This window comes from Solirhodobacter sp., from assembly GCF_964715405.1.
Genome location: NZ_CBAICG010000011.1, coordinates 41,472 through 59,120, shown reverse-complemented (window position 1 = coordinate 59,120; position 17,649 = coordinate 41,472). Strand labels below are relative to the sequence as shown.

Annotated in this window: 14 protein-coding genes; 5 read left to right on the top strand and 9 right to left on the bottom strand. The window is 64.7% G+C overall.

Annotated elements, in window-relative coordinates; translation table 11 throughout:
- Nucleotides 1–203: 203 nt before the first annotated feature.
- The 8 genes from AC11WY_RS07015 to AC11WY_RS06980 all read right to left on the bottom strand — a co-directional run bounded on the left by AC11WY_RS07015 (nt 204) and on the right by AC11WY_RS06980 (nt 11,796).
- Nucleotides 204–632 (bottom strand): Rrf2 family transcriptional regulator, encoded by a 429-nt coding sequence (locus AC11WY_RS07015; protein WP_482923898.1) that lies wholly within the window; start codon nt 630–632, stop codon nt 204–206.
- A 104-nt stretch (nt 633–736) separates the two neighbouring features.
- Nucleotides 737–1,306: a DUF2478 domain-containing protein gene (locus AC11WY_RS07010; RefSeq protein WP_482923896.1), complete on the bottom strand. Its 570-nt coding sequence runs from the start codon at nt 1,304–1,306 to the stop codon at nt 737–739.
- Between the two features lie 202 nt (nt 1,307–1,508).
- Nucleotides 1,509–2,348, bottom strand: coding sequence for a peptidylprolyl isomerase (locus tag AC11WY_RS07005; protein WP_482923895.1), 840 nt, complete (start codon nt 2,346–2,348; stop codon nt 1,509–1,511).
- A 5-nt stretch (nt 2,349–2,353) separates the two neighbouring features.
- Nucleotides 2,354–3,070: a respiratory nitrate reductase subunit gamma gene (gene narI / locus AC11WY_RS07000; RefSeq protein WP_482923893.1), complete on the bottom strand. Its 717-nt coding sequence runs from the start codon at nt 3,068–3,070 to the stop codon at nt 2,354–2,356.
- An 11-nt stretch (nt 3,071–3,081) separates the two neighbouring features.
- Nucleotides 3,082–3,792, bottom strand: coding sequence for a nitrate reductase molybdenum cofactor assembly chaperone (gene narJ, locus AC11WY_RS06995; protein WP_482923891.1), 711 nt, complete (start codon nt 3,790–3,792; stop codon nt 3,082–3,084).
- Nucleotides 3,792–5,321: a nitrate reductase subunit beta gene (narH, locus tag AC11WY_RS06990; protein WP_482923889.1), complete on the bottom strand. Its 1,530-nt coding sequence runs from the start codon at nt 5,319–5,321 to the stop codon at nt 3,792–3,794. Before narH ends, narJ begins: the two co-directional genes overlap by 1 nt.
- Nucleotides 5,318–9,049 (bottom strand): nitrate reductase subunit alpha, encoded by a 3,732-nt coding sequence (locus AC11WY_RS06985; protein ID WP_482923887.1) that lies wholly within the window; start codon nt 9,047–9,049, stop codon nt 5,318–5,320. The genes narH and AC11WY_RS06985 overlap by 4 nt, the downstream gene beginning before the upstream one ends.
- Before the next feature lie 17 nt (nt 9,050–9,066).
- Nucleotides 9,067–11,796 carry a nitrate/nitrite transporter gene (locus AC11WY_RS06980; protein ID WP_482923885.1) on the bottom strand — a complete coding sequence of 910 codons (2,730 nt, stop codon included), beginning with the start codon at nt 11,794–11,796 and terminating at the stop codon, nt 9,067–9,069.
- Between the two features lie 187 nt (nt 11,797–11,983).
- Here AC11WY_RS06980 and AC11WY_RS06975 point away from each other — a divergent pair, with 187 nt between their 5' ends.
- From AC11WY_RS06975 to AC11WY_RS06955, 5 genes are all read left to right on the top strand, one after another.
- Nucleotides 11,984–12,724: a helix-turn-helix domain-containing protein gene (locus tag AC11WY_RS06975; protein WP_482923884.1), complete on the top strand. Its 741-nt coding sequence runs from the start codon at nt 11,984–11,986 to the stop codon at nt 12,722–12,724.
- Between the two features lie 131 nt (nt 12,725–12,855).
- A complete protein-coding gene (locus tag AC11WY_RS06970) occupies nt 12,856–13,137 on the top strand; it encodes a hypothetical protein (protein WP_482923882.1) in 282 nt (93 codons plus the stop codon).
- A 14-nt stretch (nt 13,138–13,151) separates the two neighbouring features.
- Nucleotides 13,152–14,189 (top strand): NAD(P)H-dependent flavin oxidoreductase, encoded by a 1,038-nt coding sequence (locus AC11WY_RS06965; RefSeq protein ID WP_482923881.1) that lies wholly within the window; start codon nt 13,152–13,154, stop codon nt 14,187–14,189.
- Nucleotides 14,186–14,854 (top strand): 5-formyltetrahydrofolate cyclo-ligase, encoded by a 669-nt coding sequence (locus tag AC11WY_RS06960; RefSeq protein WP_482923879.1) that lies wholly within the window; start codon nt 14,186–14,188, stop codon nt 14,852–14,854. The genes AC11WY_RS06965 and AC11WY_RS06960 overlap by 4 nt, the downstream gene beginning before the upstream one ends.
- Nucleotides 14,851–16,059 carry an NnrS family protein gene (locus AC11WY_RS06955; protein WP_482923878.1) on the top strand — a complete coding sequence of 403 codons (1,209 nt, stop codon included), beginning with the start codon at nt 14,851–14,853 and terminating at the stop codon, nt 16,057–16,059. The genes AC11WY_RS06960 and AC11WY_RS06955 overlap by 4 nt, the downstream gene beginning before the upstream one ends.
- A 289-nt stretch (nt 16,060–16,348) precedes the next feature.
- Here AC11WY_RS06955 and AC11WY_RS06950 read toward each other — a convergent pair whose 3' ends face one another.
- A complete protein-coding gene (locus AC11WY_RS06950) occupies nt 16,349–17,626 on the bottom strand; it encodes a D-tagatose-bisphosphate aldolase, class II, non-catalytic subunit (protein WP_482923876.1) in 1,278 nt (425 codons plus the stop codon).
- Between the last annotated feature and the right edge of the window lie 23 nt (nt 17,627–17,649).

The following is a 17,649-nucleotide window of genomic DNA, read 5'->3' as shown; positions in this document are numbered from 1 at the left end:
CTGAACAGAGACAAGCACTGGCAGGCACCTGCGTCAACCGGATCGGCACGGGCCAGCCAAGGGCCGCGTCCCATTGACCGTTGGCGTTCTGTCCGGTTCAACCTTGCGATCATGGCGCTCGCCTGCGGCGCGTGGGATATGGACCGGGCCGACATGATCCGGCGCGGTCAAGACCGGCCTCGCGTCCGGGATGGCCTGGACGATCATCGGGCGGGTTCCGGAATTGAAGCGGCGGGCAGCGCGATGCTGGCAAGGCTGGAGCGGTCGAGATCGGCCAGAAACGCCGCCTCGGCGTGGCGCAACCGGGCCTTCAGCCGACAGCCGTGGGTAAGAGCGCAGGTGCCGCCGCCGAGGGCAAAACAATCAACCAGCGCCTGCCCTGCCTCAAGCACGCGGACAATCTCGCCCAGATTGATCTGGTCGGCGGGCCGCGCCAGAATCGCGCCGCCTCCGCCGCCGCGCCGGGTGGTGACAACACCCGCCTGCGCCAGCGCGGCGATGATCTTGGTCAGGTGGTTGCGCGACAGATCGAACTCTGCTGCAAGCTCGGCAGTGGTGAAGGCCCGTTCCGGGTCCGAGGCCATCCGCATCAAGGCGCGCAGGCCAAAGTCGGTGAATGAGGTCAGGCGCATCACGGCTCCGCTAATAGGCATTGAAAATACCTATTAGCGTGGTCAGCCCCTGACGCAAGCCCTGATCGAAGGCTGCGAACTTGCCCGACGGACGGATGTGGATGCTAATCCGATGTGGCGGCGTGCACGAGCGGCAGGGCGGCGGTTTTCAATTCCACGATCGCGGATGCGGCCGGATCACGCGGGCCGAGCCATGCCTCCAGCAGCGCGGGGTCTGATCCGACCTGAACCGCCATATCCCCGGCAAAGCCGAGGAAGGCGTCGAGATTGAGCCCGTTCACCCCGACGATCACCGGGATCGACAACGCCATCGCCTCGGCGATCAGGTCGCGAAATCCGCGACCCTCGGCCTCGTGCTTGCCGAATTTGTTGATGATGAGCACGTCAGCCCCGCGCGATAGCCGCCCCGTGACCAGCGCCACCGCCTGTTCCAGCGCCGAGGGGTCAAGCCGACAGCCCCTGGCCTGCGCCCCCAGCGATTGCGAGATGCGGATCACCGGACCATCGGGCAAGACCCGCACGTCCATGTCGCAAGGATTGGCTTCGCCACGGTCGGTGTTGGTCTGAACCACGCCGCAGGTCCGCCAACCGGCCTGTTGCAGGCGATCCGCCAGCCGGGACAGAAAGAGGTCGATGCCGCCACGGCCGGGCGCCATCGTGTAGGCCAAACGCATCCGGCCGCTCCTTTGCCAGGCTGTTTGCCCTGCGCAAGACGGCAGGACGTCAAGCAGGTCGCCCTGTCGGGCGGCTTCCGTTCCGGCCGGGATCATGATCCGACGCTCTGGCATCTCGTCCCAGGCCAGCCGCCGGTTTGCGCCATCTGCGGGCCTGGGCCGGGCGTGAAGCCGCCCGTCCTGTCGCACGGTCCCCGTCATTTCAGTGCCGTTCGTCCGGCGAGAGGGCGCCGGACTCCGGCCCTTGGTGGAGATGGAAATCCGCACCTTTGACATCTGCCGCAGCCATCAACCCTTCCGCAAAGTCACGCGCGGCGCGGGCCCAGGCGGCTTTTTCGGCGGCTTCGGCCAGCCGGGGGCGGACGGCGGCGAAGGGCAGAACCTGGCCCTCGGCACAGGCGTCAAGCCGGATGATGTGCCAGCCGAAACGGCTGCGCACCGGGGCGGCGGAGATCTGGCCGGGGTCGAGCCTGCGCAAGGCCGCCTCGAACTCCGGCACGGTATCGCCGGGCACCAGTTGACCCAGCATCCCGGCCGTGGCCTTGGAGGAGCAATCGCTGACCTCCCGCGCCAGACGGTCAAACGCTTTGGGATCAGCCAACAGCGTGGCATGGATTGCCGCAGCCCGCAGGCGGGCGGCGTTGACGGTTTCGCGGTCGGATGGATCGGCGGCGCACAGGATATGCGATGCCTCCCACAGCGGGGGAGAGCGGAACCTTGCCGGATCTTTGACCCACACGGCGACAAGATCAGCCTCTGACGGCGGGAAGACGTGAAGGGCCTCGTCCAGCAGCGCGCGGATTTGTGCTTCTTCGGGTGTCTCGGTCAGGCCCGGCGCCACGGCGGCAGGGACAGCCCGAATGCCGCGCCGCGCGGCTTCGTCCAACAGCAGTTTTCGCAGGGTCAGCGCCCGTGCCGCCATGCGCCAGGCCAGCCCCGGCTTGCCCTTGGGCGCCACATGGTTCTGCGCCTCGGCGGCGATGGCGGCAGAGGGGATCATCTCGCCGTTGACGGTGATCTCGGGGAACAGCGGGGCATGCATCGGCCTTACTCCGCCGGTTTGATGGTGGAACGGGGGCGCACTGTAGCCCGACGCGAGCGCACGATCTGCCAACCGGGCCGCAAGACGACATAGCGGACGGGGGCCGACAGCATGTGAACCAGACGGCTGAACGGGAACAGCACGAAGATCGTCAGCCCCAGAAAGATGTGCACCTGGAACAGCAAGGGCGCACCGATCGTATAGCTGGCCGCGCGGCCATCAAGGGTGAAGATCGCCTGCGCCCATTGCATGAATTTCACCATCTCGCCGCCGTCGAGGTTTTGCAGGGAAATGGTGATCGTCAGCATCCCCAGCGTCAACTGGATCAGCAGCAGGCCCAGGATCGCGATGTCCATGTAACTTGAGGTCGCCCGGATGCGCGGATCGGCCAGCCGACGATGGATCAGGATTGCCCCGCCAAACAGGGCGGCAAACCCTGCCACCCCGCCCACCACGACGGCCAGAATCTGCTTGGCGCCATGGCTGATCCCCAGAAGTTCAATCAGCCACAACGGCGTCAAGAGGCCGAAGAAATGGCCAAAGAAGATCGTCAGCACGCCGACATGGAACAGCACCGAACCCAGGATCAACTGCTTGCGGCGCAGAAGTTGCGAAGAGGAGGATTTCCAGGTGAACGGCACGGTCTCATAGCGCGCGATGGAGCCGAGGATCAGCACAGTCAGCGCGATGTAGGGGTAAATCCCGAAAATGAAGTGGTGCATCATCGTCTCCGTCATTCTGCCGCAACCGGGGATGCCGGTGCAGGGGTTGCGGGAATGTCCATGCCGGCCAGAAGGTCACGCACCTGCGGGCATCCGGCGTTGGGGTCCGGGCCGAAGGTGACTTCGGATTCGGCCCAGACCGCATCAAGGGCGGCAAGATCGGTCGGGTCATCCTCGGGCTGGTCCAGCATCGCGGCCACGGTTTCAGCGTCGGCCACGGTGCCGGACAACTGGCGCAGGCCGGCGAACACCGCCGCGTAGACGCTTTCGCGCCGGTCCAGCCGTTTGGCCAGGGTGGCGAAGATATGGGCGGCATCGGCCAGCATCTCACGCGCTTCGGGGGCGGGGCGGGTCGCCAGGAATTCCAGCAGGACCGGCAGATGGTCGGGCAGATCGCTGCTGATCGGGTCAAAGCCCGCCGCGCGGTAGGTTTCGACCAGCGACACCATCGCCGCACCCCGGTCGCGGCTTTCGCCGTGGACATGTTCGAAGAGGTTGAGCGACAGGGTGCGGGACCGGTCGAACAGCATCACATAGACTTCTTGCAGGTCGTAGAGATCACCGCCCGCAAGGGCCTCGACCAGCGGGCGCAGGTCGCGGCGGGCGGCGGCTGTCAGCCGGGATTCGGCGGCAAGCACGCCGCCGATCTCCGGCATCGCGCGCTGCAATTCCGCCGTGGGATAGCACAGGATCAGCGACAGGGCTTTCAGGGTGCGGTCCATCAGAAGGCCTCCGACGGCAGGGTCAGGGTCTTCTTCTTCTTGCCGCCAAACAGCGTGCCCTTGTCGATCGACCCGGTGGAACAGCCGTTGCCATCGGTAAATCCGCAGCCAGAGCGGATGTCGTAAGCCTCTTCCACCTGTTCGCGGTGGGTGGTGGGGATCACGAAACGGTCCTCGTAATCGGCCAGGGCCATGATCTTGTACATGTCCTCGATCATCGCGGGCGACAGGCCGACACGGGCGGCAATCGCTTCGTTGATCACGCCGTCCACGGTTTTTGACCGCATGTAGGACCGCATCGCAGCCATGCGTTCCAGCGCGGTGACGACCGGCTCCTCGGCCCCGGCCGTCAGCATGTTGGCGAGGTATTGCACCGGAATCCGCAGGGCACGCACATCGGGCAGATCGCCGTTCATGCCCAGATCACCGACCTGCGCCGCATTCTGAATCGGCGACAGCGGCGGAATGTACCAGACCATCGGCAAGGTGCGGTATTCGGGGTGCAGCGGAAAGGCGACTTTCCAGTCCATCGCCATCTTCCAGATCGGGCTGGCCTGCGCGGCTTTGACCCAATCCTGCGGGATGCCGTCGGCCAAAGCCTGCGCCACCACCGCCGGGTCGTTGGGGTCCATGAACACGTCCAGATGCGCCTGGTAGAGGTCGGTCACCTCTGGCACATTCGCCGCCTCGGCGATCTTGTCGGCGTCATACAGCATCACGCCGATATAGCGGATGCGCCCGACGCAGGTTTCCGAGCACACGGTGGGATTGCCGGATTCGATGCGCGGATAGCACAGGGTGCACTTCTCGGACTTGCCGCTTTCCCAGTTGTAATAAACCTTCTTGTAGGGGCAGGCCGAAACACACATCCGCCAGCCCCGGCATTTTTCCTGATCAATCAGGACGATGCCATCCTCTTCACGCTTGTAGATCGCGCCCGAGGGGCAGGCCGCCGCACAAGCCGGATTGAGGCAATGCTCGCACAGGCGCGGCAGGTACATCATGAAGGTGTTTTCGTACTGGCCGTAGATTTCCTTCTGGATGTTCTCGAAGTTGTAATCCCTGGACCGCGTGGCAAATTCGCCGCCCAGGATTTCCTCCCAGTTCGGGCCTTTGACGATCTTCTCCATCCGCTCGCCGGTGATCTTGGACCTTGGCCGCGCGGTCGGGAAAGCGGTCATTTCCGGGGCGGATTTCAGGTGGTCATAGTCGAAATCGAAGGGTTCGTAGTAGTCGTCGATTTCGGGCAGGTCGGGGTTGCCGAAGATGTTGGCGAGGATGCGCCACTTGCTGCCCTGCTTGGGTTGCAAGGTGCCCTTGGCGGTGCGCGTCCAGCCGCCATTCCAGCGCTTCTGGTTTTCCCAATCGGTCGGGTATCCGGTGCCGGGCTTGGTTTCGACATTGTTGAACCAGGCGTATTCGACGCCCTCACGGCTGGTCCAGACGTTCTTGCAGGTGACGGAACAGGTGTGACACCCGATGCATTTATCAAGGTTCAGCACCATGCCGATCTGTGCCCGGATTCTCATTCTGCGGCCTCCGTTGCCGGGGTATCAAGCCAGTCAACCTTGCGCATCTTGCGCACGATCACGAATTCATCGCGGTTGCTGCCCACCGTGCCATAGTAGTTGAAGCCATAGCTCAACTGCGCATAGCCGCCGATCATGTGGGTGGGCTTCAAGACCGTGCGCGTCACCGAGTTGTGGATGCCGCCCCGGTTGCCGGTCTTTTCCGAACCGGGGGTGTTCACGATCTTTTCCTGCGCGTGATACATGTAAAGCGTGCCCTGCTTGATCCGCTGGCTGACAACCACGCGGGCGGTCAGGGCGCCGTTGGTGTTGTAGGCCTCGACCCAGTCGTTATCGACCAGGCCCGCCTTTTGGGCATCAACCTCCGACATCCAGACCACCGGCCCGCCGCGGTTCAGCGTCAGCATCAGAAGGTTGTCGGAATAGGTCGAATGGATGCCCCATTTCTGGTGCGGCGTGATGAAGTTCAGCACGACATGCGGCTGGCCGACATCGGTATTCACTGCTTTGGTGATGGTTTTCAGGTCAACCGGCGGGCGGTAGCTGACAAAGCCCTCGCCAAAGGCGCGCATCCACAGATGGTCCTGATAGAGCTGCTGACGCCCCGACAGCGTGCGCCACGGGATCAGCTCATGCACATTGGTGTAGCCCGCGTTGTAGCAGACCGATTCCGATTCAATCCCCGACCAGGTGGGCGAGGAGATGATCTTGCGCGGTTGCGCCGCAATGTCGCGAAAGCGGATCTTGGTGTGATGCGCGCCTTCGGCCAGATGGGCGTGGTGGCGGCCGGTGGGTTTCTCCAGTTCCTCCCAGGCCTTCACGGCGACTTCGCCGTTGGTTTCCGGGGCCAGCATCAGGATCATCTCGGCCGCATTGATGGCGGTATCCAGCCGGGCCATGCCCTTGGTGACGCCCTCTTCCAGCACAACGCCGTTCAGATCGCGCAGGTGCTGCACCTCGACCTTGGTGTCCCAAGTGATGCCCTTCCCGCCATTGCCAAGCTTGTCCAGCAACGGCCCGACAGCCACGAACTTCTTGTAAAGGTTTGGATAATCCCGCTCCACCGCGATAAAGTTCGGTGCGGTCTTGCCGGGAACAAGGTCGCATTCGCCTTTCTTCCAGTCCTTCACATGCGGCTGCGCGAGTTCCCCGGCGGTGTCATGCAGCAGCGGCAGTTGCACGATGTCGGTTTCCACGCCCAAGACTTCGGGGGCAACTTCCGAGAACTTCCGGGCGATGGATTTGAAAATCTCCCAGTCCGATTTCGACTCGTAAGCCGGGTCCACCGCCGCTTGCAGCGGGTGGATGAAGGGATGCATGTCCGAGGTGTTGAGGTCGTCCTTCTCGTACCAGCTGGCGGTGGGCAGCACGATATCGGAATAGACGCAGGTGGTGGACATGCGGAAGTCGATCGTCACCAGAAGGTCAAGCTTGCCCTCCGGGGCTTCCTTGTGCCACTTCGCCTCGGTGGGCATCACGCCGCCCTCTTCACCCAGATCATGGCCCAGCACGCCGTGCTGGGTGCCCAGAAGGTGCTTGAGGAAATACTCATGCCCCTTGCCCGACGATCCCAGCAGGTTTGACCGCCAGACGAACAGGTTGCGCGGCCAGTTTTCCGGCGCGTCGGGGTCTTCGCAGGACATCTGCAAGGCGCCGGATTTCAGACTGTCGGCCACAAAGGCGGGAATGTCCTTGCCCGCCGCCTTGGCCTGTTTGGCCACCACCAGCGGGTTGGTTTTCAATTGCGGGGCAGACGGCAGCCAGCCCATCCGTTCAGCCCGGATGTTGTAGTCGATCAGGCTGACGTCCCAAGCCCCGTCAGGGGCGGTGGGCGACAGGATTTCCGAGGCGCGCAAAGTTTCATAACGCCACTGATCGGTGTGGGCATACCAGGCGCTGGTCGCGTTCATCTGGCGCGGCGGGCGGTTCCAGTCGAGCGCGAAGGCAAGCGGGGCCCAGCCGGTTTGCGGGCGCAGCTTTTCCTGACCGACGTAATGCGACCAGCCGCCGCCCTCTTGACCGATGCAGCCGCACATCACCAGCATGTTGATGATGCCGCGGTAAGCCATGTCCATGTGATACCAGTGGTTCAGACCGGCGCCGAGGATCACCATCGACTTGCCACGCGTCTTTTCGGCGTTGTCGGCAAAGGCGCGGGCGACGGCGATGATCTGATCGGCAGGCACGCCGGTGATCTTTTCCGCCCAGGCCGGGGTATAGGGTTCGTCCTGGTCATAGGTCTTGGCCACCGCCGCACCGCCCAGACCGCGATCCAGGCTGTAATTGGCGCACAACAGGTCGAACACCGTCGCCACCAGTGCGGTTTCGCCATTGGCCAGCGTCAGGCGTTTGGCGGGCACGTTGCGGGTCAGCACATCCGGGTGGTCGCATTTCACGAAATTGGGGGTGGCCTGACCGCCGAAGTAGGGGAAATCGACCCCGACGACCGTGTCATGGTCGCCTTCGAGGATCAGGCTCAACTGCAGGTTGGCCTCGACCCCCTTGGCGCGCTGTTCCAGATTCCACTTGCCCGTCTCGCCCCAGCGAAACCCGACAGAACCGTTGGGCGCCACGACGGTGCCCGAGGTTTCGTCAAAGGCAACGGTTTTCCAGCCGGGATTGTTCGCCTCGCCCAAGGCGCCGTCGAAGTCGTCGGCGCGCAGTTGGCGGCCCGGCACAAGGTGGCCGTTCTGTTCGTCCAGTCGCACCAGCAGGGGCATGTCGGTATATCGGCGGGCGTAATCCTCGAAATACTCGGCCTGCCGGTCAAGGTGATACTCGCGCAGGATCACATGGCCCATCGCCATCGCAAGCGCCGCGTCCGTGCCCGCCTGCGGGGCCAGCCAGATGTCACCGAACTTGGCCGCCTCGGAATAATCGGGGCAGATCACCGCAGAGCGCGCGCCGCGATAGCGCGCCTCGGTGTAGAAATGCGCGTCGGGGGTGCGGGTCTGCGGCACGTTCGACCCCCACAGAAGCAGGAACCCCGCGTTGTACCAATCCGCCGATTCCGGCACATCGGTCTGTTCGCCCCAGGTCTGCGGGCTGGCGGGCGGCAGATCGCAATACCAGTCGTAGAAGGACATGCAGGTGCCGCCCAGCAGCGACAGATAGCGGCTGCCCGCCGCATAGCTGACCATCGACATCGCCGGAATCGGCGAGAAGCCGAAGACGCGGTCGGGGCCGTAGGTCTTGGTGGTGTAGGCGTTGGCTGCGGCAATGATCTCGGTCGCTTCGTCCCATGTGGCGCGCACAAAGCCGCCCTTGCCACGGGTCTGCACATAGGACGCCCGCGCCTTGGGGTCGCCTTGCAGCGCGGCCCAGGCGGCGACCGGTGCCATCGTGGCGCGAAGCTTGCGCCACTCGCGCATCAGACGGCCCCGGATCAGCGGGTTTTTCACCCGGTTGGCGGAGTAAAGATACCAGCTGTAGGACGCTCCGCGCGCGCAGCCCCGCGGTTCGTGGTTGGGCATGCCGGCGCGGGTGCGCGGGTAATCGGTCTGCTGCGTCTCCCATGTCACGATGCCGGATTTGACGTAGATTTTCCAACTGCAGGACCCGGTGCAGTTCACCCCGTGGGTCGAGCGCACGATTTTGTCATGCCGCCAGCGGTTGCGGTAGACATCCTCCCAATCGCGGTTCTCACGCGTGACTTGGCCGTGACCGTCGGCAAACTGTTCAAGTTCCTTGGACTGGAAGAAATTCAAGCGGTCCAGAAGATGGCTCATGGCTTTGTCCCTCGGGCTCAGACGGATTGCGCAGAGGCGCTTGCGCCCCGGCCATGTTCGATGTCGTGCAGCAGGCCGCCGCGCCGGGTGTAAAAGGCCCAGGTCAGCACCAGGCAAAGGACGTAGAAGGCAAGGAACGCCCACAGCGCCGCCACCGGGCTGCCGGTCATCGCGATGGAACTGCCATAGGCCTTGGGGATGAAGAAGGCGCCGAAGGCTGCGATCGCGCTGGTGAAGGCGATGATCGCGGCACCTTCGCGGCCGGCCTGGCGCTGTTGATCCTCGCGGCCCAGCTTTGGCATCAGGCGCGGAATCTCGCGGCCCATGATGATCGGGATCATCTGGAAGGTCGAAGAGTTGCCGACCCCGGTCAGGAAGAACATCACCATGAAACAGCCGAAGAAGCCCCAGAAACTGCCCGCCCCGCCTGCCGAGGGAAGGAAGCTGATCACGCCGAACACCGCGATGATCATGCCGATGAAGGTCCAGAAGGTCACCCGCCCGCCGCCGAACCGGTCAGAGACCCAGCCCGTTCCGGCCCGGCTCAGCGCGCCGACCAGCGGGCCGAGGAACACGTATTGCAGCGCGTTGACGTCGGGGAACATCAGCTTGCTCAGCAAGGGGAAGCCTGCGGAATAGCCGATGAAGCTGCCGAAGGTGCCGGTGTACAGGATGCACATCAGCCAGTTGTGCTTGCGGCTGAAGATGATGGCCTGTTCGGCAAAGCTGGCCCTGGCGTCGGCAATGTCATTCATGCCAAGCCAGGCCGCAACCGTGGCGGCAATGATGAACGGCACCCAGACAAAGCCCGCGTTCTGCATCCAAAGCTGGCCACCCGCCGTCATGGTCTGCGGCTGACCACCCAGCGCGCCGAACACGCCCGCGGTGATGATGATGGGCACCAGGAACTGCATGACCGACACGCCCAGATTGCCCAGACCCGCATTCAGCGCCAGCGCGTTGCCCTTTTCCGCTTTGGGGAAGAAATAGGAGATGTTGGCCATCGACGAGGCAAAGTTGCCGCCGCCAAGGCCGCAGAGCAGCGCCAGCACCAGAAAGATCAGAAAGGGGGTGTGCGGGTTCTGCACCGCATAGCCGATTCCGACGGCGGGGATCAGCAGCGAGGCGGTCGAAAGTGTGGTCCAAAGCCGTCCGCCAAAGATCGGCACCAGAAAGCTGTAGAAGATCCGGAGGGCGGCACCGCTCAGCCCCGGAAGCGCCGCCAGCCAAAACAACTGTTCGGGCGTGAAGGCAAAGCCGATGGAGCGCAGCTTGGCCACCACAACCGACCAGACCATCCAGATCGAGAACGCCAGAAGCAGCGCCGGGATCGAGATCCACAAGTTGCGCCGGGCAATCCTGCGACCGTCCGCCTCCCAGAACGCCTTGTCCTCGGGGCGCCACTCGGTCAGCACGCGCGGCATCGTGGTGATGCCGGGCTGGTGGATGGCCTGCATTTCGGGGAATTCCGGCAGGCGGTCCAGTGCCGCGCCTTGCGCCGTCCGCTCCATCGCGCGGATCGACAGGTGCATCCATATCATGGCGATGGCGACGATGCCGAACAGCAGCATGAAACAGCTGGTATAGATGCCGGTCACATCCAGAAGAACGCCAAAGGTGATCGGCAGGACAAAGCCGCCCAGGCCGCCGATCATGCCCACCAGACCGCCCACGGCGCCCACATGGTTGGGGTAGTAGACCGGGACGTGCTTGAACACCGCCGCTTTGCCAAGGCTGAGAAAGAAGCCCAGCACAAACAGCGTCGCCACGAAGGGCCATTGCTCCATCTGGGTCGAAAAGGCGATCGGGCCGTCCTTGCCCTGAATGACGTAATCCGTCGGCGGATAGGACAGCATGAGCAGCAGGACAAGCGCGAAGCCGAAGGTCCAGTACATCACCGTCCGCGCGCCGAACCGATCGCTCAGATGGCCGCCATAGGCGCGGAACAGGCTGGCCGACAGGCTGAAGGTCGCGGCCGACATGCCCGCCGTTTCAACATCCACGCCATAAACGCTGATCAGGTAGTGCGGCAGCCACAGCGCCAGCGCCACAAACCCGCCGAACACGAAGAAGTAGTAAAGCGAGAAGCGCCAGACCTGAAGGTTCGCCAGGGGCGCGAACTGCTCTGCCAGCGTGGGCGCCTTGACGCCGGATTTGCGGCGGGCCACCAGTTCCGGGTCATCCTTGGCAAAGAGGAAGAAGATCACGCCCATCAGCGCAAGGCCGATCGCCCAGACATTGGCGACCCCATGCCAGCCGTAGGCCACCATGACGAACGGGGCCACGAACTTCGTGACCGCGGCCCCCACGTTGCCCGCGCCGAAGATCCCCAGCGCCGTGCCCTGCCTGCCCACCGGATACCAGCGCGAGACATAGGCGACCCCGATGATGAAGGATCCACCCGCAAGGCCGACGCCCAGGGCGGCCACCAGATACATCGGATAGGTATGGGCAAAGGTCAGCAGCCATGTCGCAACCGCCGCCAGCAGCATCTGCAAGGAAAACACGATGCGACCGCCATATTTCTCGGTCCACACGCCGAGAAACAGCCGAGTGAGCGACCCGGTCAGAATTGGCGTGGCAACCAGCAGGCCGAACTCGAACTCGTTCAGGCCCAGTTCAGCCTTGATCGCCACGCCGATGATGGAAAAGATCGTCCAGACCGCGAAACAGGCGGTGAAGGCCACGGTGCTGAGCGTCAGCGCGCGGCTTTGGTCGATTGATGTGACGGTGCTTGTGGCTTGCATGCCATCCCCCTTGGTCCAGATTTGAAGAGGGCATGACCCCCACACGGGCGGGCCGATTTGATTTAGGTCAATAATTTTGTCTAAGTGTCTGAAATAAATTAAAAAATGACAAAGTTCTAGCCTCGTCGCCAAAGCCGTCAAGCCGGACATGGCCAGATAGCAAGTGACAGGCGGACGATTTTCGGCCATGAACTTGATAATAATCAAGCGCGAACGAAAGAGAGCCGCAGTGCGATCAGCCGAAACTCCTCTGATCCGGTCCTTGCCGCTGTTTCGGGATATGGCTGAGGCGAACTTCGACACGCTGACGCGCGGCGCCTATGTGCAGAACTTCCCCCCACAGATCGAGTTGATCTCGGAAGGCGACCCCAGCGACTTTCTGCATGTGGTCATCGATGGCAGCGTCGAACTGTTCGCGGAATGGAACGGTCGGGAAACCTGCATGGCGACGGTGCGCCCGATTTCCACCTTCATTCTGGCGGCCACAATCCGCACCGCGCCCTATCTGATGTCGGGGCGGACGCTGGAAAAGACCCGGATCATCCTGTTGCCCTCGGTTGACGTGCGGGCGGTGTTTGACGAGGACGCGGCCTTTGCCCGCGCGGTCGTCACCGAACTTGCCAATTGCTACCGGGGGGTGGTCAAGCAGACCAAGAACCTGAAGCTGCGCACCTCGGTTGAGCGTCTGGCCAACTTTCTGGTCCGCAAATACACCGCCGCAGGGGCGCCAGCCGCCTTCGACCTGACGATTGAAAAGCGCCGATTGGCATCCTTTCTGGGCATGACACCGGAAAATCTGTCGCGCGCCTTCAAGGCTTTGCAAGCTTACGGCGTCGTGATCGAGGGTAGCACCGTGCGGATTTCCGACCCGGCAGACCTGATCAGTCTGGCCAAGCCGACGCCGCTGATCGACGATCTGTCGATGTGACACAGTGCGTTCGCCGGACACCGGCCGCCCGAAACCGGTCAAGAGGTCGGGCGGCGTTGGATCGAATGGGCATTTACAATACCTATTCAATGAGTCTATCCCTCTGGCAAGCTGCCGGAAGGACGCTGCCGATGACCGACGCCGCAGTCAGTCCGAACTCGCCCCGTGCCCGCCCGGCCGTGCCCGCCGACATGACGCGGCACACCGAACCGGATGACGCGATGCCCGCCCGCTGTGTCAAGGAGTGCCGTGGGCAGGGCTTTTGCGGCCGCGTGCGCGTGGCCCCGATGCGGGCCCCGGTCTTGGCCAAGCGGACCGCCAGCTTGATCCACATGACCATTCTTCCCGCGCGCGGCAACGCGGCAACGATCGCCGCGCGGGCCCGCCTGCCCAGCTTCAGCCGCAACGCCTGAACCGGAGAGATCACATGTCCAACCATCGCTTGCACACCCCCGTCTGTTCGCTTCTGGGCTGTGATGTGCCGATCCTGCTGGCCGGGATGGGCGGGGTGGCGCGGTCTGATCTTGTGGTCGCGGTGGCGCAGGCCGGAGGGTACGGCATCCTTGGCATGGTGCGGGAATCTCCGGCGCTAATCGGGCAGGAGATTGACGCGGTGCGGGCCGGAACCTCGCGCCCCTTTGCCGTGAACCTGATCCCCGCCGCCACCGATCCGGCGCTGCTGGAAGCCGAGTTGCAGGTCTGCTTTGACCGCGCCGTGCCGGCGATGTGCTTTTTCTGGGATGTCGTGCCTGAAGCCGTGGCGCGGGCCAAGGCGGCGGGCTGTCTGGTGTTGCACCAGGTGGGTTCGCTTGCCGCGGCCAAGGCGGCAGAGGCGGCCGGGGCCGATGTGCTGATCGTGCAAGGGGTCGAGGCGGGCGGCCATGTCCACGGCACGGTTGCAAGCCTTGTTCTGGTGGAACAGGTGGCCCGTGCTTCGTCTTTGCCCATCATCGCTTCGGGCGGCTTTGCCACCGGGGCGAGCCTGATTGCCGCGGTGGCCCTGGGCGCGCAGGGCATCCACTGCGGTACGGCGTTTCTGGCGACCAAAGAGTCCTTCGCGCATGACGACCACAAGGCGCGGGTGATTGGTGCAGCGGCCGAGGATACCGTCTTCACCGACGCCTTTGCGCTGAACTGGCCACCCAATTCACCGGTCCGGGTGATCCGCAATTCGGTGACCGAGGCGCTTGGCCACAGCCTGATGGGCCACCACCCCGACCGCCTGCCGCGCGAGGTGATCGCATGGGACGAGGGCCGCCCCCTGCTGAAGTACAGCACCGACTCGCCCCTGCGCACCACGACCGGCAATCTGGAGGCGATGGCGGCCTATGCCGGTCAGGGCGCCGCGCTGATCGACACCCTGCCCGGCGCCGCCGACCGCATCGCCAGCATCCTGACCGAGGCGCAGGTGGCCCTTGCGCGCCTGAACGGGATGACGCGGCCATCCGCAGGGGGCGGATCATGACCGGCACGCCCCCCCCCGCCTCGCCGCCTTGCCTCGCGTCCATGTTCGACCCGGCCGATGTCGATCCCGAACAGGCCCGCGATGTCGCACGCTGGCGCGCGGCCGAGCGCCAGCGGCTGCTTGCCGACCGTGCGGCGATGGCGGTCGAGGCGCGGCAACGGGCCTCTCATGCCATTGCGGGCCATCTTGACCGATTGCTGGCGGATCGGTTTGCCTCGCTGCAAGGCCTGACGATTTCCGCATGGTGGCCGATCAAGGCCGAACTGGACCTGCGCGCATGGCTTTCCGGTCTGCTCGCCCGTGGCGCGCAGGCCGCCCTGCCTATTGTGGCGACCCGTGGCGCCCCGCTGATCTTCCGCCCGTGGACACCGGACACAAGGATGGAACGCGGCTTCTGGAACATCCTCGTCCCCGCCGAGGGGCCAGAGGTTCAGCCCGACGCCACGCTCGCCCCCGTGGTGGGCTGGGATGCGGGGGGCTACAGGCTGGGCTACGGCGGCGGCTACTTCGACCGCACGCTGGCCGCCCTGTCGCCGCGCCCCTTCGCGATCGGCGTGGGTCTGGATGCCGCCCGCCTGCCCACGATTCTCCCGCAACCCCATGACATTCCGATGCAGGTCATCGTGACCGAGACCGGCATTCACCCCCCGAAAGAGCAGCCATGACCACCTCTGCCGACCGGATGCGCGCCTGGACCGGCCACGCGATCCTGAGCTGCGGCTTCCGCCCGTTCTTTCTGCTGGGGTCCATTTGGGCGGCAGTCGCGATGGTGCTCTGGATCGTGATGTTGACCGGCCACGACGTGGTGCCGACCGCCTTCGACCCGGTCTCGTGGCACGCGCACGAGTTTCTGTTCGGCTATCTCGGGGCGGTGCTGGCGGGGTTCCTGTTGACCGCGGTGCCGAACTGGACCGGGCGTCTGCCGATCGTCGGCCGACCGCTGGCGGTGCTGGCCGGCCTGTGGCTGGCGGGGCGGGTGGCGGTCGCCACCTCGGCGCTGCTGCCCTGGGGCCTGGTGGCCATCGTCGACCTCGCCTTCCCGGTGGCGCTGTTCGCCGCGTTGGCCCGCGAGGTTGCGGCCGGGCGCAACTGGAAGAACCTGCCCGTTCTTGGCCTGCTGCTGGGCATGACCCTGGCGAACGGGCTTTATCATCTTGAGGCGGCACAGGGCGGCTATCCGGCCAAAGGGATCGCCCTGCGCCTGGGCCTTGCGGTTGCCGTGCTGCTGATCTCGCTGATCGGCGGCCGCATCGTGCCGAGTTTCACCCGCAACTGGCTGGCGCAGCGCCGCAACCCGGCCCTGCCGGTGCCCTTTGGCCGCAGCGATGGCGTGGTTCTGGCGCTGACTGCGGTGGCGCTGGGCATCTGGATCTTCTGGCCCGAGCAGCGATTCACGGCGGCCAGTTGCGCCGTGGCAGGCGTGGCACAGGCCTGGCGGCTGTCGCGCTGGTCCGGCAGGCATACCGGGGCCGAGGCGCTGGTCTGGGTGCTGCACGCCGGATATGCCTGTGTGCCGCTGGGGTTCTTCGCCGTGGCAGCCGGAGCCTTTCTGCCGGCAATGGGCCCCGCCGCGCAGCATGTCTGGATGGCCGGGGCGGTCGGGCTGATGACGCTTGCGGTGATGACCCGCGCCAGCCTTGGCCACGCCGGGCGGCCCCTGCACGCCACCCTGCCGATCACGGCGATCTACGCCAGCCTGATCGTCGCCGTTCTGGCGCGGTTTGCGGCAGGTGCCTTGCCCGAGCAGACTTGGCCCCTCCACCTTGCCGCCTGCGCCTGGATCGCGGCCTTCGCAGGGTTTGCGGTGGTCTACTGGCCAATCCTCACGCGTCCGAAAACCGAAGGCCGCCGCCCGATGAAGGCGTCCTGAGCCTGATCGTCCGACGGCCTTGGCCCTTGCCGCTCCGTCACCAGCCTCACAGCCTTGATCTTGGACTCACGGCTGAACTTCCGTCTCGTCATCTGCAATCTCCAGTTCCTTGGTCATGATCCTCTCTTCGTGGCCACGAAACCGGCAGCAGACCGAACGCCACCCGCGCCTTGAACGCCGCGTCGTGGTTCCTGATTTTCGACATGTTCTGATCTCCTCGTTCCTGGAGACCAGCAGCGTTGAGATCGCAGCTTCCGTCACTGTCCAGTTTTCGGGGGGTAACTCACAGTCACGCTGACGCAGGCTGCCCGCACGCGGCGCTGTAATCCGACAGCACGCGTATCAGGGATGTGCGGATCAGGCTGCGGGCGGTCGGGGCTGAGGCGCCCGTCATCACCTGCGCATAGGAGGCGCCGAGGTATTGCGAAATCAACGGTTCGGGAACCGCTGTGTCGCCAAACAATGCCAGCAGCGCGGCGACGGCCTTCCTGGCGATATCCTCGTTCCAGTAATAGCGGATGCGGTCAGAATAGCTGAAATGCCGTTGAAGGCGCTGATGCAGGGCCGTGCCCGGATAGTATTTCTCCCAGTTCGCCGGCTTGTCGAGCATCAGCCGTTCCATCGTGTCGCGCAGCGTGGCGGAGCGATTTCCGAACAGGTGGTCGGCGATGTGGTCAAGTCCATAAAGCGTTTCGCGCAGCGCGAAGGTCAGGGCCGGCCCGACCTTCAGAATGGCAAAACCGTCCCGGACGAGGGCCGCCAGGGCCTCCGGGGTCTGGTAGTCGGTCGAATGGGCCTCGAACACCAGAGGTAGGTCGCCCAGAACAGCCACCAGCGCCTTGGCCGCGGGCGGATCATAGGCCACGACATTCTCGTTTCCGAATTCCACGCCCGGCTGGACCACGAGCCCGACAACCCGCGTGAAGGCGTGGCCGATGCCTTCGCGGTCGAAGGCGTCGCGGTGAATGTTCACCGTCTCGCGCGCGGCGTCAGGGGACGTCACGGCAAGGTGCTCGACCTCCTCCAGCGCGCCGCCGGGGATCGGCACTTCGGTTCCGATCACATAGACCGGCGCCGCGCCGCTTGCATGGCGTTCCGCCACCACTGCCAGCCTGGCGCTGCGTGCGGCGATCACCGGGTCGGGAAGCGGGGTCGGATCGTCGGCGCAGGACATGCTGGCATCAAGGTGGATCTTCTCGAACCCGGCCTCGGCATAGGCCGCCACCATCGTGGATGCCCGTTCCATCGCCGCGACGGCGCCGAGATGTTTCCACGGGTTCGGCCCCAGATGATCGCCCCCGAGGATCAACCGGGCCCGGTCGAACCCTTCATCCGCGGCGATCTTCTCGACGAACTGACGGAAATCGGCGGGCCGCATCCCGGTGTAGCCGCCCTCGTGATTGACCTGATTGCAGGTCGCCTCGATCAGCACCTCCTTGCCTTCGCGCCGCCCGAGGGCCAGCGCCGCCCCGATGACCTCGGGATGGGCCGAACAGACCGACGTGATCCCGACGGGCCGCCCGGCGCGACGGGACCGGGCAAGGGTGAGCAGCGTGGACGTGGTCATCGGACCCTCCTTGATCAGGATTG